This is a genomic window from Adlercreutzia muris (genome assembly GCF_008831045.1).
Lineage (GTDB): Bacteria > Actinomycetota > Coriobacteriia > Coriobacteriales > Eggerthellaceae > Adlercreutzia > Adlercreutzia muris.
The window spans coordinates 66,828-89,184 of record NZ_WAJS01000010.1 but is presented as its reverse complement, the minus strand read 5'-3'; the positions used below and the strand labels follow the sequence as shown (position 1 = coordinate 89,184).

18 protein-coding genes and 1 pseudogene are annotated in these 22,357 nt (G+C 67.1%); 2 read left to right on the top strand and 17 right to left on the bottom strand.

The window, feature by feature from the left end; all coding sequences use genetic code 11:
- From F8D48_RS04670 to F8D48_RS04615, 12 genes and pseudogenes are all read right to left on the bottom strand, one after another.
- Positions 1 to 209: pseudogene (locus tag F8D48_RS04670) on the bottom strand (UDP-N-acetylmuramate dehydrogenase); the annotation flags it as partial.
- A 9-nt stretch (positions 210 to 218) separates the two neighbouring features.
- The gene (gene murC / locus F8D48_RS04665) at positions 219 to 1,601 is read right to left on the bottom strand and encodes a UDP-N-acetylmuramate--L-alanine ligase (protein ID WP_151430130.1); all 1,383 of its coding nucleotides are present in this window, start codon (positions 1,599 to 1,601) and stop codon (positions 219 to 221) included.
- A gap of 38 nt (positions 1,602 to 1,639) precedes the next feature.
- On the bottom strand, positions 1,640 to 2,755 hold the full coding sequence (murG, locus tag F8D48_RS04660; RefSeq protein ID WP_151430129.1) for an undecaprenyldiphospho-muramoylpentapeptide beta-N-acetylglucosaminyltransferase: 1,116 nt from the start codon (positions 2,753 to 2,755) through the stop codon (positions 1,640 to 1,642).
- A gap of 3 nt (positions 2,756 to 2,758) precedes the next feature.
- Positions 2,759 to 4,117: an FtsW/RodA/SpoVE family cell cycle protein gene (locus F8D48_RS04655; RefSeq protein ID WP_240806225.1), complete on the bottom strand. Its 1,359-nt coding sequence runs from the start codon at positions 4,115 to 4,117 to the stop codon at positions 2,759 to 2,761.
- Between the two features lie 2 nt (positions 4,118 to 4,119).
- Entirely contained in the window at positions 4,120 to 5,592 is a 1,473-nt protein-coding gene (murD, locus tag F8D48_RS04650) for a UDP-N-acetylmuramoyl-L-alanine--D-glutamate ligase (protein ID WP_151430128.1), read from the bottom strand.
- 1 nt (position 5,593) lies between these two features.
- Positions 5,594 to 6,658: a phospho-N-acetylmuramoyl-pentapeptide-transferase gene (gene mraY / locus F8D48_RS04645; RefSeq protein WP_151430127.1), complete on the bottom strand. Its 1,065-nt coding sequence runs from the start codon at positions 6,656 to 6,658 to the stop codon at positions 5,594 to 5,596.
- Positions 6,658 to 8,160 (bottom strand): UDP-N-acetylmuramoyl-tripeptide--D-alanyl-D-alanine ligase, encoded by a 1,503-nt coding sequence (locus F8D48_RS04640; RefSeq protein WP_151430126.1) that lies wholly within the window; start codon positions 8,158 to 8,160, stop codon positions 6,658 to 6,660. The genes mraY and F8D48_RS04640 overlap by 1 nt, the downstream gene beginning before the upstream one ends.
- Before the next feature lie 15 nt (positions 8,161 to 8,175).
- Positions 8,176 to 9,666 (bottom strand): UDP-N-acetylmuramoyl-L-alanyl-D-glutamate--2,6-diaminopimelate ligase, encoded by a 1,491-nt coding sequence (locus F8D48_RS04635; protein ID WP_151430125.1) that lies wholly within the window; start codon positions 9,664 to 9,666, stop codon positions 8,176 to 8,178.
- A gap of 29 nt (positions 9,667 to 9,695) precedes the next feature.
- Positions 9,696 to 11,459 carry a peptidoglycan D,D-transpeptidase FtsI family protein gene (locus tag F8D48_RS04630; protein WP_151430124.1) on the bottom strand — a complete coding sequence of 588 codons (1,764 nt, stop codon included), beginning with the start codon at positions 11,457 to 11,459 and terminating at the stop codon, positions 9,696 to 9,698.
- Between the two features lie 9 nt (positions 11,460 to 11,468).
- The gene (locus F8D48_RS04625) at positions 11,469 to 12,023 is read right to left on the bottom strand and encodes a cell division protein FtsL (RefSeq protein ID WP_151430123.1); all 555 of its coding nucleotides are present in this window, start codon (positions 12,021 to 12,023) and stop codon (positions 11,469 to 11,471) included.
- Between the two features lie 114 nt (positions 12,024 to 12,137).
- Positions 12,138 to 13,094: a 16S rRNA (cytosine(1402)-N(4))-methyltransferase RsmH gene (rsmH, locus tag F8D48_RS04620; RefSeq protein ID WP_151430122.1), complete on the bottom strand. Its 957-nt coding sequence runs from the start codon at positions 13,092 to 13,094 to the stop codon at positions 12,138 to 12,140.
- Positions 13,095 to 13,118: 24 nt separating this feature from the next.
- Positions 13,119 to 13,595 carry a division/cell wall cluster transcriptional repressor MraZ gene (locus tag F8D48_RS04615; RefSeq protein WP_240806224.1) on the bottom strand — a complete coding sequence of 159 codons (477 nt, stop codon included), beginning with the start codon at positions 13,593 to 13,595 and terminating at the stop codon, positions 13,119 to 13,121.
- Between the two features lie 833 nt (positions 13,596 to 14,428).
- Here F8D48_RS04615 and F8D48_RS04610 point away from each other — a divergent pair.
- Positions 14,429 to 15,349 (top strand): site-specific tyrosine recombinase, encoded by a 921-nt coding sequence (locus F8D48_RS04610; RefSeq protein WP_240806223.1) that lies wholly within the window; start codon positions 14,429 to 14,431, stop codon positions 15,347 to 15,349.
- A 3-nt stretch (positions 15,350 to 15,352) separates the two neighbouring features.
- Here F8D48_RS04610 and F8D48_RS04605 read toward each other — a convergent pair whose 3' ends face one another.
- The 4 genes from F8D48_RS04605 to F8D48_RS04590 all read right to left on the bottom strand — a co-directional run bounded on the left by F8D48_RS04605 (position 15,353) and on the right by F8D48_RS04590 (position 19,403).
- The gene (locus F8D48_RS04605; protein ID WP_205717324.1) at positions 15,353 to 16,387 is read right to left on the bottom strand and encodes an asparaginase; all 1,035 of its coding nucleotides are present in this window, start codon (positions 16,385 to 16,387) and stop codon (positions 15,353 to 15,355) included.
- 3 nt (positions 16,388 to 16,390) lie between these two features.
- Positions 16,391 to 17,155, bottom strand: a complete 765-nt coding sequence (locus F8D48_RS04600) for a trimeric intracellular cation channel family protein (protein WP_151430121.1) — start codon at positions 17,153 to 17,155, stop codon at positions 16,391 to 16,393.
- Between the two features lie 21 nt (positions 17,156 to 17,176).
- Complete coding sequence (locus F8D48_RS04595; RefSeq protein ID WP_151430120.1) at positions 17,177 to 18,658, bottom strand: DUF1846 domain-containing protein; 1,482 nt, start codon at positions 18,656 to 18,658, stop codon at positions 17,177 to 17,179.
- A 256-nt stretch (positions 18,659 to 18,914) separates the two neighbouring features.
- Positions 18,915 to 19,403 carry a DUF1269 domain-containing protein gene (locus F8D48_RS04590; protein ID WP_016309174.1) on the bottom strand — a complete coding sequence of 163 codons (489 nt, stop codon included), beginning with the start codon at positions 19,401 to 19,403 and terminating at the stop codon, positions 18,915 to 18,917.
- 280 nt (positions 19,404 to 19,683) lie between these two features.
- Between F8D48_RS04590 and F8D48_RS04585 the strand changes: the two genes are divergently transcribed.
- Positions 19,684 to 21,297: a CTP synthase gene (locus F8D48_RS04585; RefSeq protein ID WP_151430119.1), complete on the top strand. Its 1,614-nt coding sequence runs from the start codon at positions 19,684 to 19,686 to the stop codon at positions 21,295 to 21,297.
- Between the two features lie 220 nt (positions 21,298 to 21,517).
- Here the strand turns inward: F8D48_RS04585 and map are convergent, their stop codons facing one another.
- On the bottom strand, positions 21,518 to 22,333 hold the full coding sequence (map, locus tag F8D48_RS04580) for a type I methionyl aminopeptidase (RefSeq protein WP_151430133.1): 816 nt from the start codon (positions 22,331 to 22,333) through the stop codon (positions 21,518 to 21,520).
- Between the last annotated feature and the right edge of the window lie 24 nt (positions 22,334 to 22,357).

The following is a 22,357-nucleotide window of genomic DNA, read 5'->3' as shown; positions in this document are numbered from 1 at the left end:
CGGCCGAGCATGATCCAGGGCATGGCCTCCTCGGCACACACATCGATGAGGCCCGTGAGGGCCCCGATGGAGTTCACCCTTACGAAGAAGCGGGCCGGACCCCCGATGCGATAGGTGGTGTGACGGCTCATGGGCTCGTTGGGATAGATGTCGCCGTCGAATCGGTCGTCCACGAGCAGCGACTGGAGCGGTGAGGCGTGACGGGCCATGGGGTTCCCCTAGCGTCCCAGCTCGTCGACGAGCTGCGGGGCGATGGCGGTCACATCGCCGGCGCCCATGGTGATGATGAGGTCGCCGGGCTCGGCGGCCTCCACGAGGGCGGGCACCACGTCGATGCGGCGGGGCACGTAGCGGGCGCACGGGTGGCCGTGCTCGATGACGGGGGCGAGGAAGGTCTTGCCCGTGATACCCGGCACCGGCGCCTCGCCAGCGGAATAGACGTCCATGAAGGTGACGCTGTCGGCCCCGTCGAAGGCGGCGCCGAACTCGTCGTGCATCACCTCGGTGAACAGGGCTGCCCGCGAATAGCGGTGGGGCTGGAACAGCACGTGCACCCGCTTGAAGTCCAGGGCCTTCGCCGCGGTGATGGTGGCGGCGATCTCGGTGGGATGGTGGGCGTAGTCGTCCACCACGGTCACCCCGCCGGCCTCGCCGGCCAGATCGAAGCGACGGCGCACGCCGGAAAACTCCGCGAGCTTATCGGCGGCAGCGACGACATCCAGGCCGAGGGCCGCGATGAGGGTGAGCACCGCCGCGCCGTTGGCCACGTTGTGCAGGCCCGGGTTCTGCTTGATGCGGCTCGCCACCACGGTGCCGTCGGGCAGGCGCAGGGTGAAGCGCGTGCCCACCCCGACCGTCTCCCAGCCGGTGATGCGGGCGTCGCACGCCTCGCCGAAGCCGTAGGTGGTCACGGCGCGCCCCGTGGAGCGGGCCACCTCAAGGAGGATCGGGTCATCGCCGCACACGACGAGGGGGCCGCCCTCGCGCACGCCGGTCATGAACATGCGGAACTGGTCGCAGATCTCCTCAAGGCCCGCGTAGTGGTCCAGATGGTCGGTCTCGATGTTGGTGACGATGGCCGCGGCCGGGGACAAGTAGGTAAAGGACTTGTCGGACTCGTCGGCCTCCACCACGTAGTAGGCGCCGGTGCCGGAATGGGCGTTGGTGCCGTAGGCCCGCACGATGCCCCCGATGAGGAAGGTGGGGTCGCAGCCCATGGCATCCAGGGTACTGGCAAGCATGGAGGACGTGGTGGTTTTGCCGTGGGTGCCGGCCACCGCCAGGGTATCCAGATCTCGGCCGAGGTGTGCGAGCATCTGGGCCCGGTGCCAGATATTCAGGCCTCGGCGGCGGGCCTCGATGAGTTCGGGGTTGTTCTCCAGAATGGCCGTGGACACCACGACGAGGGGATCGCCCTCAGGGATGTTCGCGCCGTCCTGGCCGATGAACACCGTCACGCCGGCCTCGCGCAGCTGCTTGGTGTAGCGGCTCTCCTTCAAGTCGGAGCCGCTGACCTCCATGCCCTGGTCGTGGGCGACCCGGGCGATGCCGCTCATGCCGACGCCGCCGACACCGATGAAGTGGAGCTTGTCCGTGCTCATATCAAACCGCCTTCAAGCCGTCTCTTGTTCAAACTTAGCTATTGTACAGCACGGCGGCCGCCCTTGGCCTCGGCTTCCACGACATCTGCCAACATCGCCGCCGCCTGGCCCGTTTTCCGCCCGCAGGCCGCGCGGTGCTGGGCCTCGCGCACGGCGGGGTCGTCGATGAGGGAGGCCAGGCGCTCGGCGAACAGGCTGCCGTCCAGCTCGCCGTCGGGCACCATGAAGGCACAGCCGACCTCCACGTAGGCCCGGGCGTTGGTGGTCTGGTGGTCCGCCGTGGCGTGGGGATAGGGCACGAGCAGGGCCGGGATGCCCCGCGCCGAGATCTCGGCGAGGGAGGTGGCCCCGGCGCGGGAGACGATGGCGTCGGCGGCGGCCATGGTCTGCCCCATGCGGTCCTGGTAGCCCATGAGGTGCCAGCGACGCTCCTGCTCGGGAGTGAGGGCCAGCGCCTCGGTGACCGAGGCGAGCTCCTTGGGGCCAGTGATGTGCACGATGTGGAGATGCGGCCGGGCGAGCAGCTCGTCCTTCAGGGCGCAGACGGCCTCGTTGATGTGGCGGGCTCCCAGAGAGCCGCCGAAGACCAGGAGCATGAAATCGTCCTCGGCCAGGTCGAACAGGGCGCGGCCGGCAGCGCGGTCCGCCTCGATGACCGAGCGGCGCACGGGATTGCCCGTGAGATGCACCGGCGTGGAAGCCGGCAGGTCGCAGCCGGGGCACTCGTAGGTGAGACAGAGAGCCGCCGCTTTCTTCGCCAAGTACTTGTTGGCCATGCCCATGACCGAGTTCTGCTCGTGGAGCACCACCGGGATGCCCGCCTTCTCGGCGGCCCGGGCCACGGGGATGGACACATAGCCGCCGAAGCCCACCACCACGTCGGGCTTGATCTCGCGGAACCACCGGCGGGCCTTGGCCGTGGAAGCGGCGATCTTCGCCACGCCCTTGGGCAGCGAGGCCAGGTGCGCCCGGTCGAAGCCGGAGGCCTCGAAGGAGGTGAACGGGATACCGGCGGCCGGCACGAGCCGAGCCTCCACCCCGCCGGGGGTGCCGGCGAAGCGGACGTCCCAGCCCCGAGACGCCAGCTCCTCGGCCAGGGCGAGGGCGGGATTGATGTGGCCGGCGGTACCGCCGCCGGAGACGACTGCCAACATGGCTTACCTCCTGAAGGATCGGGAACGGGGCGAGGGGGCCGTCCCACTCGGTGCCGGACGGCGACCGCGATCGGAACTGCGAGATCCGCTCGGGTGATCGGGGCGCCCGGTACGACCCGGGCGATCAGGGCGGCCGGCGCCGCGAGAGGGCCGCGGGCGACCCTCTTCGGGACGCTCCTGCCTCACAAGACGCAGATCGGCCCGGCGCTGCTCGTAGACCGAGGGGCCGCGCTCGGGACGGGACACCGACAAGATGAGCCCGAGCAGGATGAATGACGCCAGCATAGAGGAGCCGCCGGCCGAGATAAAGGGCAGCGGCTTGCCCGTCGTGGGAAAGACGCCGATGACACAGGCGATGTTCAAAAACGCCTGGAAGACGAGCATCACCGTGCAGCCGCCGGCCACCATGGTGCCAATCTCGTCGTCGGAGCGCTCGGCAATGGAGAGCCCGGCGAACAGGACCCCGAAGAACAGCAGCACCACGGCCATGGCCCCCACCAGACCCAGCTCCTCGCCGATGACCGCGAAGATGAAGTCGCTCTCCGAGGCGAACAGGTACTGGAACTTCTCGTGGGAATTGCCGAGGCCCACGCCGAACAGGCCGCCCTCCGAAAGGGCGTAATAGGAACGGATGATGTTGTAGCCGGTACCGTAGCCCCCTTTCCCGTCGTTCCACGGGTCCAGGAACACGAGGCGCCCGGCGCGGTAGCCGGTGCCGAAGATGGCGATGAGACCGCCGACCACGCACACGGCGAGCACGGCGGCGATGACCTTGCGCGGGACGCCCCCCATCCACATGACGGCGATGATGCCCACGGCGCAGATGACCGTGGTGCCCAGGTCGGACTGGGTGCGGTACATGATGGCGATGGGCACGATGAGGAAGATGAGCACCCGCACCATGGAGGCGCGGAATTCCACCATACCGCTGCGGTAGTCCAAAAGCAGCCGCACGGCCACGAGCAAGAAGGCGATCTTGCAGAACTCTGAGGGCTGCACGCCGACGCTGCCGATGTAGAGCCAGCGCTTGGCGCCGTAGTTGTCGGTGCCCATGACGGCCGTGGCCAGGATGAGGACCACGGCCACGGCCCAGATGATCCACAGCGCCGGCCCCACCCAGGTGCGGTAGTTCACGCGCCACAGCACTGCGGCCACGACGGAACCCACGATGACGAAGAGGAGCTGGTCGGTGAAGAAGTCGCTGGCGGGCTTGCCTGCTTCCAGGGCCTTCACCATGGAGGCGGAGAACACCATGACGAGCCCTACGAGCACGAGGGCCAAAGCGCACAAGAGCAGGAGAACACGAGGCCCCTGACTGGAGGGGCCCGAGGATGCTGCGGTCTGCCGAGAGGGACGGGCCACGCCTAGCCCTCCTCCGCCGCGGCGCGGGCGGCCACGAGGGCCTTGAACACGTCGCCGCGCTCCTCGAAGCAGGAGAACTCATCGAAAGAGGCGCAGGCGGGCGAGAGCACCACCACGTCCCCCGGCTCGGCCGCGGCCAGAGCCGCGTCGAGGGCCGCTTCCAGGGCCGGGGCGCCGAATACTGGCAGGGCGGCATCGGCGAAGGCGGCGGCGAAACGCTCCCGAGCCTCGCCGAAGCAGACGACGGCCTTGGCATGCTCTTCGCAGGCGTCCACGAGGGGCGCCAGGTCGGTGCCCTTGTCGCGGCCGCCCAGCAGCACGATGGGGCGCGCGGGCAGAAAGGCCCTCAGAGCCACGAGGGTGGCATCCACATTGGTGGCCTTGGAGTCGTTGTAGCAGGCCACGCCGGCCACGGTGCCGGCAGGCTCGATACGGTGGGCCATGGGGGCGAAGGAGAGCAGCCCCTCGGCCACGGCCGCCTCCGGCGCGCCCAGGGCCAGGGCCGCCGAGGCGGCGGCCAGGGCGTTGGCCTGGTTGTGCTCGCCGGTGATCTGCAAATCGTCCACGGACACGAGTTCGGACACCGTGCCGTCCAGGGCCACGGTGAGCCTGCCGCCCGCCCCGCGGAAGGCGGCGTTGGCCGCGCCGCAGGCCGCGCGCATGTCGCCGCCCACGCCGACGGCGGCTCCCACGGGCACATAGGCGAAGGGGAAGCCCCCCGCCGCGCGCACCTCGCGAATCCGCGCGCGGACGGCCTCGTCGCAGGCCACGAGCACCGCCGTGGCCCCGGGCACCGCGCCCATGTTCGCGAGCACCTTCCACTTGGCCTGGGCGTAATGCTCGTGGCTGCGGTGCCAGGCCAGATGGTCGGGGGTGATGTTGAGTACCACGGCCACATCGGGAGCGAAGTCGCGGGTGGAGGCCAGCTGATAGCTGGACACCTCGGCCACGTAGACCTCGGCGCGGGCGGCGGCCACGGCCTTGATGCACGGATCGCCGATGTTGCCCACGGCCACGGCATCTAGGCCGGCGGCCCGCAGCAGATGGGTCGCGAGGGCCGTGGTGGTGGTCTTGCCGTTGGTGCCGGTCACGGCCACCCAACGGGAGGCGGCGGCACTCTCGCGCCAGGCGAACTCCACCTCGCTGATCACCTCGGCGCTGGCGGCCTCGGCGCTGGCGTAGAAGGGCGAGAACTGGGAGATGCCGGGGCTTGCAATGCACAGGTCGTAGGCGCCCTCGATATCTTCGTGGTCGAAGAGCACCACCGCGCCGGCGGCCCGAGCCGCCTCGGCCCAGGCGAGCGAATCGTCGTTCGGGGCGCCGGCGGCCACTGCCAGGGCGTCCACGCGATCCCCCAGCAGGCCCAGGCAGTACTCCGCCGCGGCCTTGCCGCTCACGCCGAGGCCCAGCACGAGCACGCGGCCGAGCCGGGCCCGGGCGCGTTTGCGGTCGGCCAGGTACTCCACGGCGCCCATGCTAGGCCACCGCCAGAGACGAGGCGAACTGGAGCACGAAGCCGCAGGCGGCCAGCATGCCCGACACGATCCAGAAGCGCACGACCACCTTCGTCTCGGACCAGCCCTTCTTCTCGAAGTGGTGGTGCAAAGGTGCCATGAGGAAGATGCGCTTCTTCGTCTTTTTGTAGTAGAACACCTGGATCATGACCGAGAGGGCCTCGGCCACGAACAGGCCGCCGATGATGATGACGATGAACTCCACCTTGGTGAGCACGGCCAGACACCCCAGCGCCATGCCGAGGGCCAGAGAACCGGTGTCGCCCATGAAGATGTCGGCCGGGAAGGAGTTGAACCACAGAAAGCCGATGCAGGCGCCGGCCAGCGCCCCGGCGAACAGGGCCGGCTCCAGCTGGCCGGTGCGGAAGGCGATGGCGGCCATGACGAGCATGACCACCATGACCGTGCCCGCGGCCAAGCCGTCCAGGCCGTCGGTGAGGTTCACGGCGTTGCACAGGCCCACGAGCAGGATGAGGCAGTAGGCCAGATAGAGCCAGGGAATGGAGATGACGGCGGAATCGGTCTCGCCGCCGAGCGGGATCACCGTCGTGAGCACGCCCAGGTCGATGGTGCAGATGAAGGGGATCTCCACCGTGGGGGCCACGTCGAGCAGGTTCACGGCGCAGAGCACGAAGATGCCGGCGATGAGGAACTGACCGACGAGCTTCGCCTTGGGCGTGAGGCCCAGCGAACGCTCATGGGCCACCTTGGAGGCGTCGTCGATGAAGCCGAGGATGCCCGTGGCCAGCGTGGCCCCCAGCAGCAGCCACAGCTCCACAGTGGGGGCGCCCACGGAGGCGAGCAACGTGAAGGCGATGACCGCCACCAGCATAATGACACCGCCCATGGTGGGGGTGCCCTGCTTCACGAGGTGGCTCTGCGGGCCGTCGGCCCGCACCTGCTGGCCGATGTGGCTCGATTTCAGGAAGCGGATCCAGGCGGGCATGAGCACCATGGTGAGCACCATGGCGAGCACCACCGCGAGGAAGACCATGAACGTGGGGTAGGCGGAGAAGAGCGAGAACATTAGCGGACCAATCCTTCGACGACACGGTTGAGCCCCATGAAGTGGGACGCTTTCACGAGCACGGCATCGCCGGGCTCGAGCAGGGTATCAAGTTCCTCCAGCACATCGGCCACCGTGGCGGCCCGGCTGATGCGGGCGGCGTCCATGCCGGCCGCGGCGGCGCCCTCGGCGATGGACGCCGCGAGCTCGCCCACGCAGATGAGCCTATGAAGGCCCGCCTCGGCTGCCGCCGCGCCGACGCCGGCGTGGCACGGCTCGGCGAAGCTGCCGAGCTCTCCCATGTCGCCGAGGACGGCGATGCGCCGACCCGCTACGTCGGTGGCAGCGAAGGTGGCCAGAGAGGCCCGCATGGAATCGGGGCTCGCGTTGTAGGCGTCGTTCACGATGGTGAAGCCGCCCCGGGCGGCGATGACCTCCTGGCGCCCCGGCTCGGGCACGGAAGCGCCCAGAGCCGACGCGATGGTCTCCAGATCCAGGCCGAGGGCGAAGCCCACGGCAGCAGCGGCCACGGCGTTATCCACGTTGTGGGCCCCGGTCAGGGCCAGGGCGCAGCGGCAGCGCTCCACGGGGGCGAACAGCGACAGATCGCCCTCGTCGGCGCGGTCGCGAGCGCACAGGGTGAAACAAGGGCGCCCCTCGGCGTCCAGGGCCACATCCTCGGCCCAGACCACCTCGTCGCAGGCCACGGCCTCCCGCTCGTAGAGCTCGACGGCGGCACCGTCGGGGTGGCCGTCGAAGCCGGAGAGGGCCACGGGCCGCTCCCCCAGACGCCCCGCGTCCATGAGAATGCCGAGGGCGGGGCTGTCCAGGTTGAGAAAGGCGCGGCCTGTGCCGGCGGGCAGGGCCGCGAACAGTTCGGCCTTGGCCCGGGCGATGTTCTCCCGGCTCCCGAGCAGCTCGATATGGCTCTCCCCCACATTGGTGACCAGGCCCCAATCGGGGCGCACGAAATCGCAGAGCTCGGCGATCTGGCCCATGCCGCGCATGCCCATCTCCACCACGACCACGGCGGTCTCCGGATCGGCGGCCAGCAGGGTGCGGGGCACGCCCAGTTCGTTGTTCTGGTTGCCGCGGGTGGCCACGGTGGATCCGAAAGCGGCGCACACGTCGCGCACGAGGTTCTTCGTAGTGGTCTTGCCCACCGAGCCCGTCAGTCCGATGATGCGGCCGCGCAAATGGCCGCGCCATTCCCGGGCCAGATCGGTGATGGCGCTCGCGGTGTTGGCCACCTCGATGACGGCGGCCCCCATTTCCCGGGCCAGCAGACAGGCGGGGCGCCCGGGACTCTGCATGACCAGGGCGCCGGCGGCCCCGGCGCGCAGGGCCGCTTCCACGAAGTCGTGGCCGTCCACGTGCTCGCCGGGCAGGGCCACGTACAGCCAGCCCGGCTGCACTTCGCGGGAATCCCAGGTAATGCCCGTCATGAGAGCACTGGGATCAATGGCATCTACGAGAAACTGGCCGCCGGTGCATGCTGCGATTTGCTTTGCGTTGAGGCGCACGCGGCATCCCTCCCCTTAATCGTTCTCCGTCTCGCCGAAGGCGCGGATGAGCTCCTCGGCGGCCACCTGGCGATCATCGAAGGCGAGCACCTCGTCCCCCACCAGCTGATAGTCCTCGTGTCCCTTGCCGGCGAGCAGGATGGCGTCCCCCGGCTCGGCGGCGGCGATGGCGGCGGCGATGGCGGCGCGGCGGTCGGGCTCCACGATGAAGCCCTCGGCGCCCTCCATGCCCGCCAGGATGTCGTCGATGATGGCCCGCGGATCCTCGTGGCGGGGGTTGTCGCTCGTCACCACGGCCAGATCGGCGGCCAGGGCGGCCTGGCCCATGATGGGGCGCTTGCTCGCATCGCGGTTGCCGCCGCAGCCGAAGACCACGATGGTGCGGCCCGCGCTGAGGGCCTGGATGGAGGCGATGGCCTTGGCCAGGGCGTCCGGCGTGTGGGCGTAGTCCACGTACACGGTCACCGGAGCGCCGGCCGGGGCCGGCACCTGCTCCAGGCGCCCGGGCACCGGCGGCATGGTGGCCAGGGCCCGCACGATGACATCGGTAGGGATGCCGAGGGACAGGGCGCATCCGAAGGCGGTCATGACGTTCTCCAGATTGAAGCGGCCCACGAGCGGGTAGCTCACCTCGACGCGGGCACCGCGCACTTCCAGAGTGGCCACGGTGCGCGTGGCCTCGAAGGCCACCTCCAACGGGTGGATCTGAGCAGTCGTATCGAAGCCGGTGGTGATGACCTCGTCGCCGGCCTCGGTGCAGCGGCGCAGGAGCTCGCGGCCCCAGGCTCCGTCGATGTTGATGACCCGGCGGGCCGGGTAGGCCGCCGAGAACAGCAGGGCCTTGGCCTCGAAGTAGTCGTCGAAGGTATGGTGGTAGTCCAGATGGTCCTGGGTGAGGTTGGTGAAGGCAGTGACGGCGAAGTCGGTGCCCCAGGTGCGCTTGAGATCAAGGGCATGCGAGCTCACTTCCATAGTCACCACGGTGCAGCCGGCATCGCGCATCCGCGCGAACAGCTTCTGCAGATCGGGAGATTCCGGCGTCGTATGGTCGGACTTCTCCACGATCCCGGCGATCTTGTTGCCCACGGTGCCGATCACGCCGCAGCGGTTGCCCGCCACCTCGGCGATGTGCTCCACGAGGTAGGTCGTGGTGGTCTTGCCGTTGGTGCCCGTGATGCCCACGAGGGAGAAGCCCTCCGAGGGATGGTCGTAGAAGGCCGCCGCCGCGCCGGCCATGGCCTTGCGGGAGTCGGCCACCACCACCTCGGTCACGTCAGTGGCATCGGCCAGGTACACCTTGCGTTCGGCCACGAGCGACGTGGCGCCCCTATCGATAGCGTCCTGGGCGAAGGAGTGCCCGTCCACCACATTGCCGACGATGCAGAAGAACATGTCGCCGGAACAGACGGCGTCGCTGCGGAAGGCGAGCCCCGCCACCTCCTCGCTACCGTCGCCGATAATGGTGCATTCCATTCCTTGGAAAAGCTCTGCGCAGGTCTTGGTCATGGCGTGGGATTCCTCTGGCGTCGTGGGGCTTACTTCGCTTCGTCCGTGGTGATGTTGTACTGCTTCACGGCATTGGTCATTATATCGTTAAAGATTTTGGTGGTCTGGCGCATCCCGTAAACCTCGTTGGCTCCTACAAAACAAACTAATTTGCTGGAGGAGTTGTCGATGAAGCCGCAGAAGCCGAGGTTGTACACTTCCCTCTTGTAGCCGCCCTCCTCCGAGGCGATCTCGGCCGTTGAGGTCTTGCCGCATACCTCGTAGCCGGGGATGTCGGCCTTGACGCCGGTGCCGTCGGTGACCACCGAGCGCAACATGGAGCGCAGATCGCGCAGGGCCTCGGCATCCTCGGTCACCGTCTCCTCGGGCCATTCGGCCACTTCACCGCTCTGGGGCTTGGAGATGAGGAAGTGGGGCGTGACCATGACGCCGTCGTTGGCCACACAGCCGTAGAAGCGCACCATCTGCAACGGGGTCACGGAAATGCCCTGGCCGAAGCTGATGTTATAGCCGACGATCTTGCCCCACTGGTTGAAGTCGAGCACGCTGCCGCCTCCCTCGCCGGGGTAGTCGATGCCCGTGGCCTCGGTGAGGTGGTAGCGCTTGATGGCGTCGTTCAGGTACGGGAAGCCCGCGTTCTCCATGGCCAGGGAGATGCCCACGTTGGAGGAGTGGTTCAGAATCTCGCGCAGGGAGTAGGTGGCCCCCTCGCGCTCATGGGAGTCGGACACGTCGTAGTCGTTGGCCGAGATGGTGCTCGGGCAGAACATGGTGGTCTCAGGTCCCATGGCCTTCGATTCCAGAATGGCCATGGCCGACACCGATTTGAAGGTGGATCCAGGCTCGTAGGGCTGGGTGATGGCCTTCACGTGCTCGCTGCCCACCTCCGATTCGGCCATATTGTTGGGATCCATGTAGGGCAGAGAGCAGGCCGCGTACACCTCGCCGGTGGCCGCGTCCATCACCAGGGCCGAGCCCTCGTCGGTCTCCACTTCCTCCACGCCGTCCGCCAGCGCCTGCTCCACGGTGTCCTGAAGCTTGATGTCCAGGGAGATCATGATATCGGTGCCGTCGATGGCGGCCACCTCCTCCTTCACTCCGCCGGGGATGGGGAAGCCCTGCTCGCCGCGCTCGCCGACGTAGCGGCCCGGCGTGCCGCAGAGAATGTCGTTGTACTGGAGCTCCAGGCCCGTGATGCCCTCGCCGTCGGCGTTGCAGAAGCCGATGACCTGGGCCCCCACCGAGCCGTGGGGGTACTCGCGCCGCGTGTCGGCGATGAAGTAGATGCCGTCGAGCTTGAGCTCCTTCACCTTGTCGGCCGCCTCCACGTCGGCCTGGCGCTTGATGTAGACGAAGGTGGTGCTCGGCGTGGAGAGCAGCTCCTGGTAATCGGCCGCCTCTCCCCCGAGGATGCCGGCCAGGGCCTGGGCCTCGGCCGCCGCATCGGTCACCTCCACGGGGTTCGCGTAGATAGTGGTGGCGTCCACTGAGGTGGCCAGCACAATGCCGTTGCGGTCGTAGATGGTGCCGCGGCGCGGCGTGGTGTCGAAGCTCACGGTGCGCGATTCCTCGGCCTGGGCCGCGTACTGGTCGGCAACGATCACCTGGAGAAACACGAGCCGGAAGAAGAAAATGGCCACGAGGGCGGCGAAGGCCACGAGGAGCACCTGGGCCCGGCTTGTGATGGGGGGCAGCACCGCACCGATTGCCGCAGCGCCCTGGCGCAGCGGATCAGAGGCGCCGAGGCCGGCGCGCGACGGAGCGTCGCGATGATCACGGGGAACGCGGGCCATGAAAGGCGCCTAGCGGGCGGCCGCCGCGGCGGCGACGGAGTCGGACAGGGACAGATTGCCCTCGGTGTCTACGGAGACGACGTCGTCGGGCAGGGTGATCTGGTCGGAGTACTCGGCCGTGGGGGCGGCCATGCCGAGGGAGGCGGCCTGGGCCTTGATGCGCGAGGGCTTGGAGAGCACGCTCTGAGCCACTTCCAAATCGCTGCCCTCGGTGCGGGCGGTCTCGATATCGTGCTCGATGGCCTTGGTCTCCAGGGCGCAGGCGGCCGTAGCCGAGGTGATGGCCACGCGGCCCACGGCGATGACGGCGATGACGATGCATGCCACAGCGCAGATCTTCGCAAGGGAGAGGACCGCCGCCGACAGGCCCTCCTCCACCGAGGCGCGCCGGCCGGCGCCGGGCACCACCGATATGGAGGGCCCTTCCTCGTAGACGGGCAGGGCCTCGGCCACCGAGGTGGCCACATAGCGGGCGCCCTGGTAGCGGGAGGCCACGGAAGCGGCCCCGCGGGCAGAACGGGAGGAGGGGCGGCCCGCAGAGCGGGACGAGATTGCGGCGCTCATGGGGCTCCTCCTTTCCGTCCTTGGGCCTCTAGGCTATACAAGCCCGATGACTGTGTCCTCGGGCTTGTCGGTCAATCCATTCGCTTCAGCGGGTCTTCCCAGCTGGCAAGGCCCTTAGCGCTTCCGCGCCACACGCAGCTTCGCGCTGCGAGCCCGCGGATTCCGCTCAATCTCCCCAGCTTGGGGCAACTGGGGCTTTCGGGTGACGAGGTCGAGTATCGGCTCTTTGCCACAGGCGCACACCGGCAGCTCCGGCGGGCAGGTGCAGCGCTGCGCGAAATGCGCGAACGTGTCCTTCACGATGCGGTCCTCCAGGGAGTGGTAGCTGATCACCACGATCATGCCGCCCGGATTAAGCCAGCGGACCGCCGCGTCCAAACCGCGACGCAGGACGGTCAGCTCCGAGTTGACTTCGATCCGGAGGGCCTGGAACGTGCGCTTGGCGGGATGTCCGCCGGCGCGCCGGGCCGAGGCCGGGATGGCGGCCTTGATGAGGTCGACCAGCTGCCCACTCTCTTCGATGGGAGCCTCCTCGCGGGCCTTCACGATGAAGTCCGCGATGCGGCTCGCCCATTTCTCGTCCGAGTAGGCGCGAATGATCCGAGCGAGATCTGCTGCGTTGTAGGTATTGACGATCTCTGCTGCGGTAAGGGTTTGTTTGCCCGGATCCATCCGCATGTCGAGCGGGCCGTTCTCCTTGAAGGAGAAGCCGCGTGATTGCGTGTCGATCTGCACTGAGGAGACACCGAGATCGAACAGGATGGCGTCGATGCCCGGAATCTCGCAGGAGCACAGAAGCTCGTCGAGGTCTCCGAAGTTGCCGCGCAGTAAAGCCAGCTCGGGACGATCCGCCGCCGGGATCGATTCCAGTTTCTCGGTGGCACTTGCGAGGGCCACCTCGTCCTGGTCAATACCGATGAGCAGTCCGTCGCGCCCCAGCTTGCGAGCGGCCTCGAAGGAGTGCCCCGCAAAGCCGAGCGTCGCATCGACGAAGATCGGATGATGGTCCAGATCCAGGTAGTCGATGCACTCGGTCAGAAGAACAGGTATGTGCCGATATTCCCTTGTCATGGTTCTCTCGCCTTACGCTCTCACCTAGGTGAACAGCAGGCCCAGATCGACATCGTCCATCATGGCCTCGTAGCGCTCGGCATCCCAGATCTCGAAGCGCTTGCCGTTGCCCACGAGCACGATGTCCTTGACGATGCCGCACTTTGCGCGCGTATCGGCCGAGAGCATGATGCGCCCCGCCGAATCCGCCTCGACGCTGTCGGCCCGGCTCTTCAACTTGCGGTGGGTGCGCTCCTGCACGCGATCGTTCTCCCGACGCTCGGGGAACGCGCCGTCCATGAGCCGCTCCACCCACTGGTTGAAGTCCGGCGCCTCGAACGCGTAGACGCATTCGTCGGTAGGCTCCAGGGTAACCACGAGATCTTTGGAAAGAACCTTGCGGAACTTCGCGGGAAGGGTGACGCGCCCCTTGCCGTCGACCTTGAGATGAAACTCGCCATTCAAGTCTACCTCGGCGCGAGGCAGCTCGACGGCGGCTTCCATGTCGGCGGCTTGGGGCACCCACGTCCTTTCCCGTGCTGCGTTTTGAGTGGGATTTGAATTCGTGTGTGGTGCGTTACGAAATCCCGCTCGGTCGTTTTCCATGGACTGCATATTACCCCACTATGCCCCATATCGCAACATTTTGCTCCACTTTTGCCGCTATTTTGCCCCACTTGTTACCCGCAAGATATAGAGAGGGATTGCAGGACATTCTGAAAGAAATCAATATCTTGTATTCGTATTATGGGAAACGAACAATGCACCACTAGATATGCCCAATCAGTGCAAGGACGGTGGGTAACCGAGGGGCAAACCGCTTGCGGCGGTGCTGTGGGCGAGATTTGGAGAGGACGTGCAAACCGCGCCGCCAACGGTTGTCGGGCAGGAATCGCGTCGCAGCTCCGAGCAGTTATCGATCGGAAAGCCGAACCCCCTGAGACATGCCGTCCCCGAGGTGGTCCGGAGGCCATCGCGCGCGATCGTCCGAAGCTACTCGGACGCCGTCGTGCGAAGCTGCTCGGACGCCGTCGTGCGAGGCCGCCGGGGCCATCGCGCGGTCGTCCGAAGATGCCCCCTTTAAACGATACGAACGGGTCCATCGGCAAAAAGTGGCGAGGTTTCCCGAAAAGCAGCCCTTCTGAGGGACTTTTCGGGCGCATTCTGACGGTGCGCCCGGGCGGATCGCAAAAAGGGGGCGCTCGCCGTCCGAAAAGGAGAGCACGCTCCGCTGCCTTTGCCCCTTTTTGCCGATGCAACTGTGCAGATCGTCAAAAAGAGCCGCTATCGGTACAATGGAGGAGTCCGCGAAACGAAAGGCGCGGCGCAGCGGGAGCCGCCTTAAGGAGAGAGCCGTGTTCGAATTCGAGAACGCCCTGGACGAATATATGTCTCACCTGCGCATCGAGCGCGGTGCCTCTCCGCGCACGGCCGAGGCCTACCGGCACGACTTAGAGGGCTACCTCGCCTTCCTCGATAGCCGCGACGTAGACTCCCCCGACAGGGTCACCCGAGAGGTCATCGTCGCCTACGAGGGAAGTCTGGCCGAGGAAGGCCTGGCTGCCACGACGGTGCGACGGCGCATCTCGGCGGTGCGCGGCTACCACAAGTTCCTCGTGCGGGAGGGGCTGGCCGCGGGCAATCCAGCCGAGGCCGTGGACGCCCCCCGAGCGGCCGAGCGGCTGCCCGACGTGCTGTCCATCGAGGAGGTGGGGCGCATGCTGGACGCCTATATCGACGAGCGACCGAGCGGCCTGCGCGACCGCGCCATTCTGGAAGTGCTCTACGGCTGCGGGCTGCGAGCCAGCGAGATCTGCGGGCTCAACCTGGACAACCTGTACCTGGACGACGGCTTCCTCCGGGTGTTCGGCAAAGGGTCCAAGGAGCGCATCGTGCCCATCGCCGGCGCGGCCGAGCGGGCCCTGCGCACCTACTTGGCCGAGGGGCGCCCGACCCTTGCCCGGGGCGCGTCCCTGGGCAACGGAGCCGATGCCCAGGCCGCCGTGTTCCTCAACCAGCGGGGCGGTCGCCTCGGGCGCCAGAGCGTGTTCAACCTGGTCCGCAAGGCGGGCCGGGCCATCAACCGCTACGATCTTCACCCCCACACCCTGCGCCACTCATTCGCCACCCACATGCTGAAGGGAGGAGCCGACCTGCGCGTGCTCCAGGAGATCTTGGGCCACGCCGACATGTCCACCTTACAGGTGTACACCCACCTGGACCGCACCCACCTCCACGAGGAATATGCCCACGCCCATCCCCGCGACAAGATGTAAGGGCTACTCCCCCACGGTCAATTCGCCGGCAAGGGGACGCGTCATGGCCGCGGCCACCTCGGTGGCCGAAAGCCCCTGGCCGAACAGGTGCATGAGCTTGGCGATGGCCGCCTCGCAGGTCATGTCGCAGCCCGACACCACGCCGGCCTTCGCCAGGGCGTCGCCGGTGGCGTAGCGCTTCTCCTCCACACCGCCCGCGGGGCACTGGGTCACGTTCACTACCACCTTGCCCGCACCCACGGCCTCGGCCACCAGATCAGTGAACCAGGTCTCGGTGGGGGCGTTGCCGGCGCCGAAGGTGCGCAGCACCACGGCCTTGGCGCCGGGAGCCAGAAGCTGGGGCCGCAGGGCCGCCTCGGTGATGCCCGGGTACAGGAAGGCCACGGCCACGGCATCGTCCATGGCGTAGAGCGGTGCCAGGGCCGTGCCCGCCGCCGGCCGGGCCAGCAGCCGCTCGCGGTACACGATATGCAGGTCCATATCGGCCAGGGGCGGGTAGTTGTAGGAGGCGAAGGCGCCGAAGTTCGTGGAGCTCACCTTCATGGCCCGGTTGCCGCGCCACAGATGACGCCCGAAGGAAATGGCCACTTCCTGCACCATGGGCGCCCCGTCCCCGGTGCGGGCCGCGGCGATCTGCAGGGCCGTGATGAGGTTCTCGGTGCCGTCCTCGCGAATCTCGCCGATGGGCAGCTGGCTGCCCGTGAGGATGACCGGCTTGGCCAGGCCGCGCAGCATGAAGGACAAAGCCGAGGCCGTGTAGGCCATGGTGTCGGTGCCGTGGAGCACCACGAAGCCGTCGAAGTCGTCGTAGGCGTCGGCGATCATCTTCGCCACCTGGGCCCAATGGGCCGGGTTCATGTTCGACGAGTCGATGGGCGGGTCGATCTCCACGTGGTCGAGCGCGTAGCCGAGCCGCCCGATCTTCGGGACATTCCGCATAAGATGGTCGAAGCTGAAGGGCACCAGTGCGCCAGTGGCCAAATCCTCGGTCATGCCGATGGTACCGCCGGTGTACACGATGAGAATGCGCGGTTTCACGATCTAGTCCTTTCGCTTGCGGAAAAGGGGCGCCCGTGCCACCGAGTCGCGCTTGCGGTGCAGGGTGGCGCGGCGAAACATCTCGGCGCAGAAATCCTTGGCGACATGGGCCCCGCGGGACACCTTTGGCGTGAGGTCGGCCTCATCGGCGGTCTTCCAATCGAAGTACACCGACAGGTAGCGCAGAAACACGACGGCGAACACGCAGGCCACCGCCGCCAGCACGAGCGGCGCCCCGGCGAAGGCCATGGCCGCGAACACGAGCGCGCCGCCGAAGCCCGCCACCGCGTAGAAGTTCGACCGCTGGAACACCCCCGGCGTCTCCCCCACCGATATGTCACGCAGGGCGCCGCCGCCCACGCTGGTGAGCGCGCCCAAGATGGCCACCATGACGAAGCCCTCCCCGCAGGCGAAGGCCTTGTTGGCCCCGGCCAAGGCGAACAGGGCCACCGACAGGGCATCGGCAAAGAACAGCAGCTGGCCCGAATGGCGGAACAGCCCGCGGAAGTAGAACACGAACACGGCCAGGCCGATGCAGATGAGGATAACGCTCGGGTGCTCCATGAAGTACACCCCGTCGTCTTGCAGCAAAAGGTCGCGGATGATGCCGCCGCCGTAGGCGGTCATGAGCCCGAGCACGATGGTGCCGACGATATCCAGCTTGCGGTCGCAGGCGAACATGGCGCCGGTGATCACGCCCACGGCCACCGAGAAGAAGTCGGCGCCGAAGGGCACGGTCAGGGCCCCGTCCGAGAAAAGCTGCTCCATGATCAGCGGAACGGGCGCCGGCTACTTGTGGTAGTAGCGGTGCTGCTCGTACTTCGGCTCGCAGCACACGTTGATGCCGAGCGTGCGGTACAGCTTTTCATCAGCCGCCGAGATGATGACCGAGAAGTAGGCGTCGCAGCCGCGCAGCTTGTCCGCGTTGTCGATGAGCTCGGCGGCCAGCGGGTTGCTCACCGAGGAGATGGACAGCGCGAGTAGGGTCTCATCGGAGTGCAGGCGCGGGTTGTGGCTGCGCAGATGGGCCGTCTTCAGATGGCAGATGGGCTCCAGCACCTCGTCGGAGATGACGTAGAGCTCGTCGTCCACCCCCGATACGCCCTTGAGCGCGTTCATGAGCAGCGCCGAGGCGGCACCCAGAAGATTGCCGGTCTTGCCCGTGACCACCCGCCCGTCGGGCAGCACCATGGCGCCGGCCGGGCCTCCCGTGGTCTCCTCCTTCAGCAGCGCCGCCGAACGGGCCGGCGACAGGTTCTGGTTGATGCCGGCCTGGTTCATGAGAAGCTCGATCTTCTTCAGGGCCTCTTCGCCGGTGCCGGTGCGCTTGATTTCCTCGGCCGTCTGGAAGTAGCGGCGGACGATCTCGTTGTTGCCCGCATCGCGGCAAGCCTCGTCGTCGGAAATGGCCACGCCGGCCATGTTCACGCCCATGTCCGTGGGCGACTGGTAGGGGCACGCCCCCGCGATGCGCTCCATAGTGGCCCTCAGCACGGGGAAGATCTCCACGTCGCGGTTGTAGTTCACCGTGGTCTCGCCATAGGCCTCCAGGTGGAAGGGGTCGATGATGTTGTCGTCGTCCAGGTCGGCCGTGGCCGCCTCGTAGGCGATGTTCACCGGGTGGGTGAGCGGCAGATTCCAAATGGGGAAGGTCTCGTACTTGGCGTAGCCGGCCGTGACCCCGCGCTTGTGCTCGTGGTAGAGCTGCGAGAGGCAGGTGGCCATCTTGCCCGAGCCGGGGCCCGGGGCCGTCACCACCACAAGTGGCCGCTCGGTCTCGATGTAGTCGTTCTTGCCGAAGCCCTCATCGGACACGATATGATCGATGTCGTTGGGGTAGCCGGCGATGGGATAATGCAGGTAGCTCGTGATGCCCATGGCCGTAAGCCGCTTGCGGAACAGGTCGGCATTGGGTTGGTTCGCGTAGCGGGTGATGACGACCGAGCCCACCTTGAAGCCCATGGAGCGGAAGATGTCCATGAGGCGCAGCACGTCCTCGTCGTAGGTGATGCCCAAGTCGCCCCGCACCTTCGAGCGCTCGATGTCGTTGGCATTGATGGCGATGACGATCTCCGCCTCGTCCTTCATGGACTGCAACATGGATATCTTCGTGTCGGGCTTGAAGCCGGGCAGCACGCGGGAGGCGTGGTAGTCGTCGAAGAGCTTGCCGCCGAATTCGAGGTAGAGCTTGCCGCCGAACTGGTCGATGCGCTCGCGAATGCGCTCCGCCTGCAGCTCGATGTACTTGTCGTTGTCGAATCCTTCGCGCATAGGGCGACACTCCTTCGCATGAATGGGGCCAAGGCGGCAGGGACCACGAGCGGGCACCGGCAACCGCCAGCGTCGATGACCGATCCAGTATAGCGCAGGGGCCTGTTTCGCCTCCGTTAAATCATCGCGTTCGCGGCTTTTGCACAGAGCCGCTACCACAAGAAAAGGCGCCGACCGAAGCCGACGCCCAGAGATGGTGAAGCGAGGGACGCTGGGGCCGCCGGGCCCGCGTCCGCCAAACGAGGCGCTCAGCAGGTTAGCACTTGCCCAGCTCGCACTTGAGCTCTTCCTCGTCCTTGATGGACAGGGAGGTCTGCAGGATGTCGCCGCCGAAGGGGCGCATGGCCTCGGCGAACTTGTCCTCGGTCATGGAGCTGACTACCATGAACACAGCCGCCTCGTCCTTCTGGGTCAGAAGGTTGCGCACGCGGTCCTGGAAGTCCTCGTCCACACCGCGCTTCACGAAGAAGCCCGTAAGCGCGCCCAGGCCGGCGCCGATGGCGGCGCCCCAGAAGGGGATGAGGAAGATGAGGCCGAAGAGCATGCCCCAGAACAGGCCCCATACGGTGGAGTTGCCAATGGGCTGACCCGGGGTGACCACGTCGAACTTGTCGTTGTCGCGGCGGGCAACCACGGCTACCGACTGAAGGTTCACGATGAAGTCGTTGCCGAGATTCAGCACCTCCTGGTAGGCCTCCTTGGCCTTCTCCTCGGTGGGGTAGCCCAAAACGAGCAGCGTAGACATAAGCACGTCCTTTCTCTTGAAATCGGGTTGACGCCCAGTCTAAAGATGACCCTCCCGCAAAGAACTGAGCGCGCACCATCCGTCATCGCCCGATGAACGTCTCGTTGTCGGGGCGTCACACGCCCTCGCCCATGTTTCGGATGCGTTACAGTGCCGGCGCGTTTCATATCGGAAACATTGGCGCTGTAAGCTGGCCAGGCGTTGGGGAGTTGCGCGAACGCGCCGCTCCAAGGCGCATTTTTTATGCCCGGGCGCGAACCTGCGGCGGAAGGAGCGGTTTATGGCCAAGCACATCTTCGTTACCGGCGGCGTTGTCTCGTCGCTCGGCAAGGGCATCACCGCCGCGTCCCTCGGCCAACTGTTGAAGGCGCGCGGCTATAAGGTGACCATGCAGAAGATGGACCCGTACCTGAACGTGGACCCGGGCACCATGAGCCCGTTTCAGCACGGCGAGGTATTCGTCACCGAGGACGGCCACGAGGGAGATTTGGACCTGGGCCACTACGAGCGATTCATCGACGAGAACCTGTCGCGCGAGAGCAACTTCACCCAAGGCTCCATCTACCAGACGCTCATCGCCCGCGAGCGCCGCGGCGACTTCCTCGGGGGCACCGTGCAGGTGATCCCGCACGTGACCGAGGCCATCAAGGAGCGAATCCGCCGCGCGGCCGAGCAGTCCGGCGCCGACATCGTCATATCCGAGATCGGCGGCACCATCGGCGACATCGAGGGGCTGCCCTTCATCGAGGCGGCCCGCCAGTTCAAAAAGGAGATGGGGCCGGGCAACGTGCTGTTCGTCCACGTGACGCTCGTGCCCTACATCGCGGCGGCCCACGAGGTGAAGACCAAGCCCACCCAGCACTCGGTGAAGGAGCTGCGGTCTTTGGGCGTGCAGCCCGACTTCATCGTGTGCCGCAGCGATCACGCCATCGAAGACGGCGTGCGCGAGAAGATCGCCCTGTTCTGCGACGTGGATGCCGACGACGTGCTCGCCTGCCCCGATGCCCCCTCCATCTACGAGGTGCCCCTGAGCCTCTACGAGCAGGGCTTCGACATCTCGACCCTGGCGAAGATGGGCCTGGCGCCCCGCAAGATCAAGCTGGCTCCGTGGCGCGCCTTCCTGAAGGCGAAGGATGCCTGCGCGGGCGAGCTGGACATCGCCGTGGTGGGCAAGTACGTGAGCCTGCCCGACGCCTACCTATCGGTCCACGAGGCCTTGGAGCATGCGGGCATCGCCTGCGGCCGCAAGGTGAACGTGCATCTCGTTGACGGCGAAGAACTTACCGACGCGAACGCCGAGGGAGTGCTCGGGGCCATGGACGGCATCCTCGTGCCGGGCGGCTTCGGGCAGCGGGCCTTCGAGGGCAAGATCGCCGCCGCCCGCTATGCCCGCGAACGCGGCGTGCCCTTCCTCGGTATCTGCCTGGGCCTGCAAGCGGCCGTCTGCGAGTTCGCCCGCAACGTATGCGGCCTTGAGGGCGCCACCTCGGCCGAGTTCGCCGACAGCGCGCCCGAGGGCACGCCTTTTGTCGTCGATCTCATGCCCGAGCAGGAAGATGTGGAGGACAAGGGCGGCACCATGCGCTTGGGGGCCTACCCCTGCAAGGTGGTAAGCGGCACCCGCGCCGAGGCAGCCTATGGCGAGCCCATCATCTACGAGCGCCACCGCCACCGCTACGAGGTGAACAACGCCTATCGCGACCGGCTTACCGAGGCGGGGCTCGTCATCTCGGGACTTTCCCCCGACGATCGTCTCGTGGAAATGGTGGAGGTTCCCGACCATCCCTTCTACGTGGCCAGCCAGGCCCACCCCGAGTTCAAGAGCCGCCCCGGCAAGCCGCACCCCCTCTTCAAGGCATTCGTGGAAGCCGCGAATACACACAAGGAGAACTAACCGAAAAAGCAGCGCGTTCCGGCCGGCCTCGCTTCCGACGGCCTCTGAGCGCCTTCCGGAGAACGCGGCCGTTAAGAAGCGGATTCCACTTCGCCAGCACCGATGCGGGGACAGTACCGACCTGTGGGCATCATTTTCTCCGCTTCTGTTGCCACGTTCGGAGGAAGAGCAGCGATCAGCGGACGGCGGGAGCGAGGCCGGCCGGAACGCGCGAACAATCCTACACCGGCCGCACGTGGCCCTCTTCGGTGGTGAGGATAACCGGGCCGTCCTCGGTGATGGCCACGGTCTTCTCGAAATGCGCCGAGGGACGCCCGTCCCGCGTGCGCACCTCCCAGCCGTCGGCGCCCTGCACGGTGCGTCGCGTGCCCATGTTCACCATGGGCTCGATGGCGAGCACCATGCCGGGCAGGAGCTTCAACCCCGTGCGGCGCCGCCCGAAGTTAGGCACATTGGGGTCCTCGTGCATATCCCGCCCGATGCCGTGGCCCACGTACTCGCGCACCACGCTGAAGCCCGCCGCCTCGGCCATGGACTGCACCGCGTGTCCGATGTCCCCCAGGCGCTTCTTGGGGCAGGCGGCGGCCAGGCCTTCCCACATGCACTGCTCGCCCACGGCCAGAAGGCGCGCCACCTCGGGCGCCACCTCCCCCACCGGATAGGTCCAGGCGTTGTCGCCCACCCAGCCGTCCACAATGGCGCCGGTGTCGATGGAGATAATATCGCCCTCGTGCAGCTTCACGCGCTTCGAGGGAATCCCGTGCACGATCTGATCGTTCACCGAGGCGCAGATGCTGCCCGGGAACCCGCCGTAGCCCTTGAACGCGGGAATGCCGCCCTCGGCGCGGATGACCCGCTCGGCGATGGCATCCAACTCGGCCGTGGTGATGCCCGGCTCTACCGCCTCGCCCACACGGCGCAGGGCCAGGGCCGATACGCGGCCGGCTTCCCTCATGGCCTCGATCTGGACCGGCGATTTCAACTTCACGGCCACGGGCCGCCTCCTCTCGCATAGGCACGGCGGGCACCGGCGCATCGCGCTTCGCCGGCCGCCGCGCCG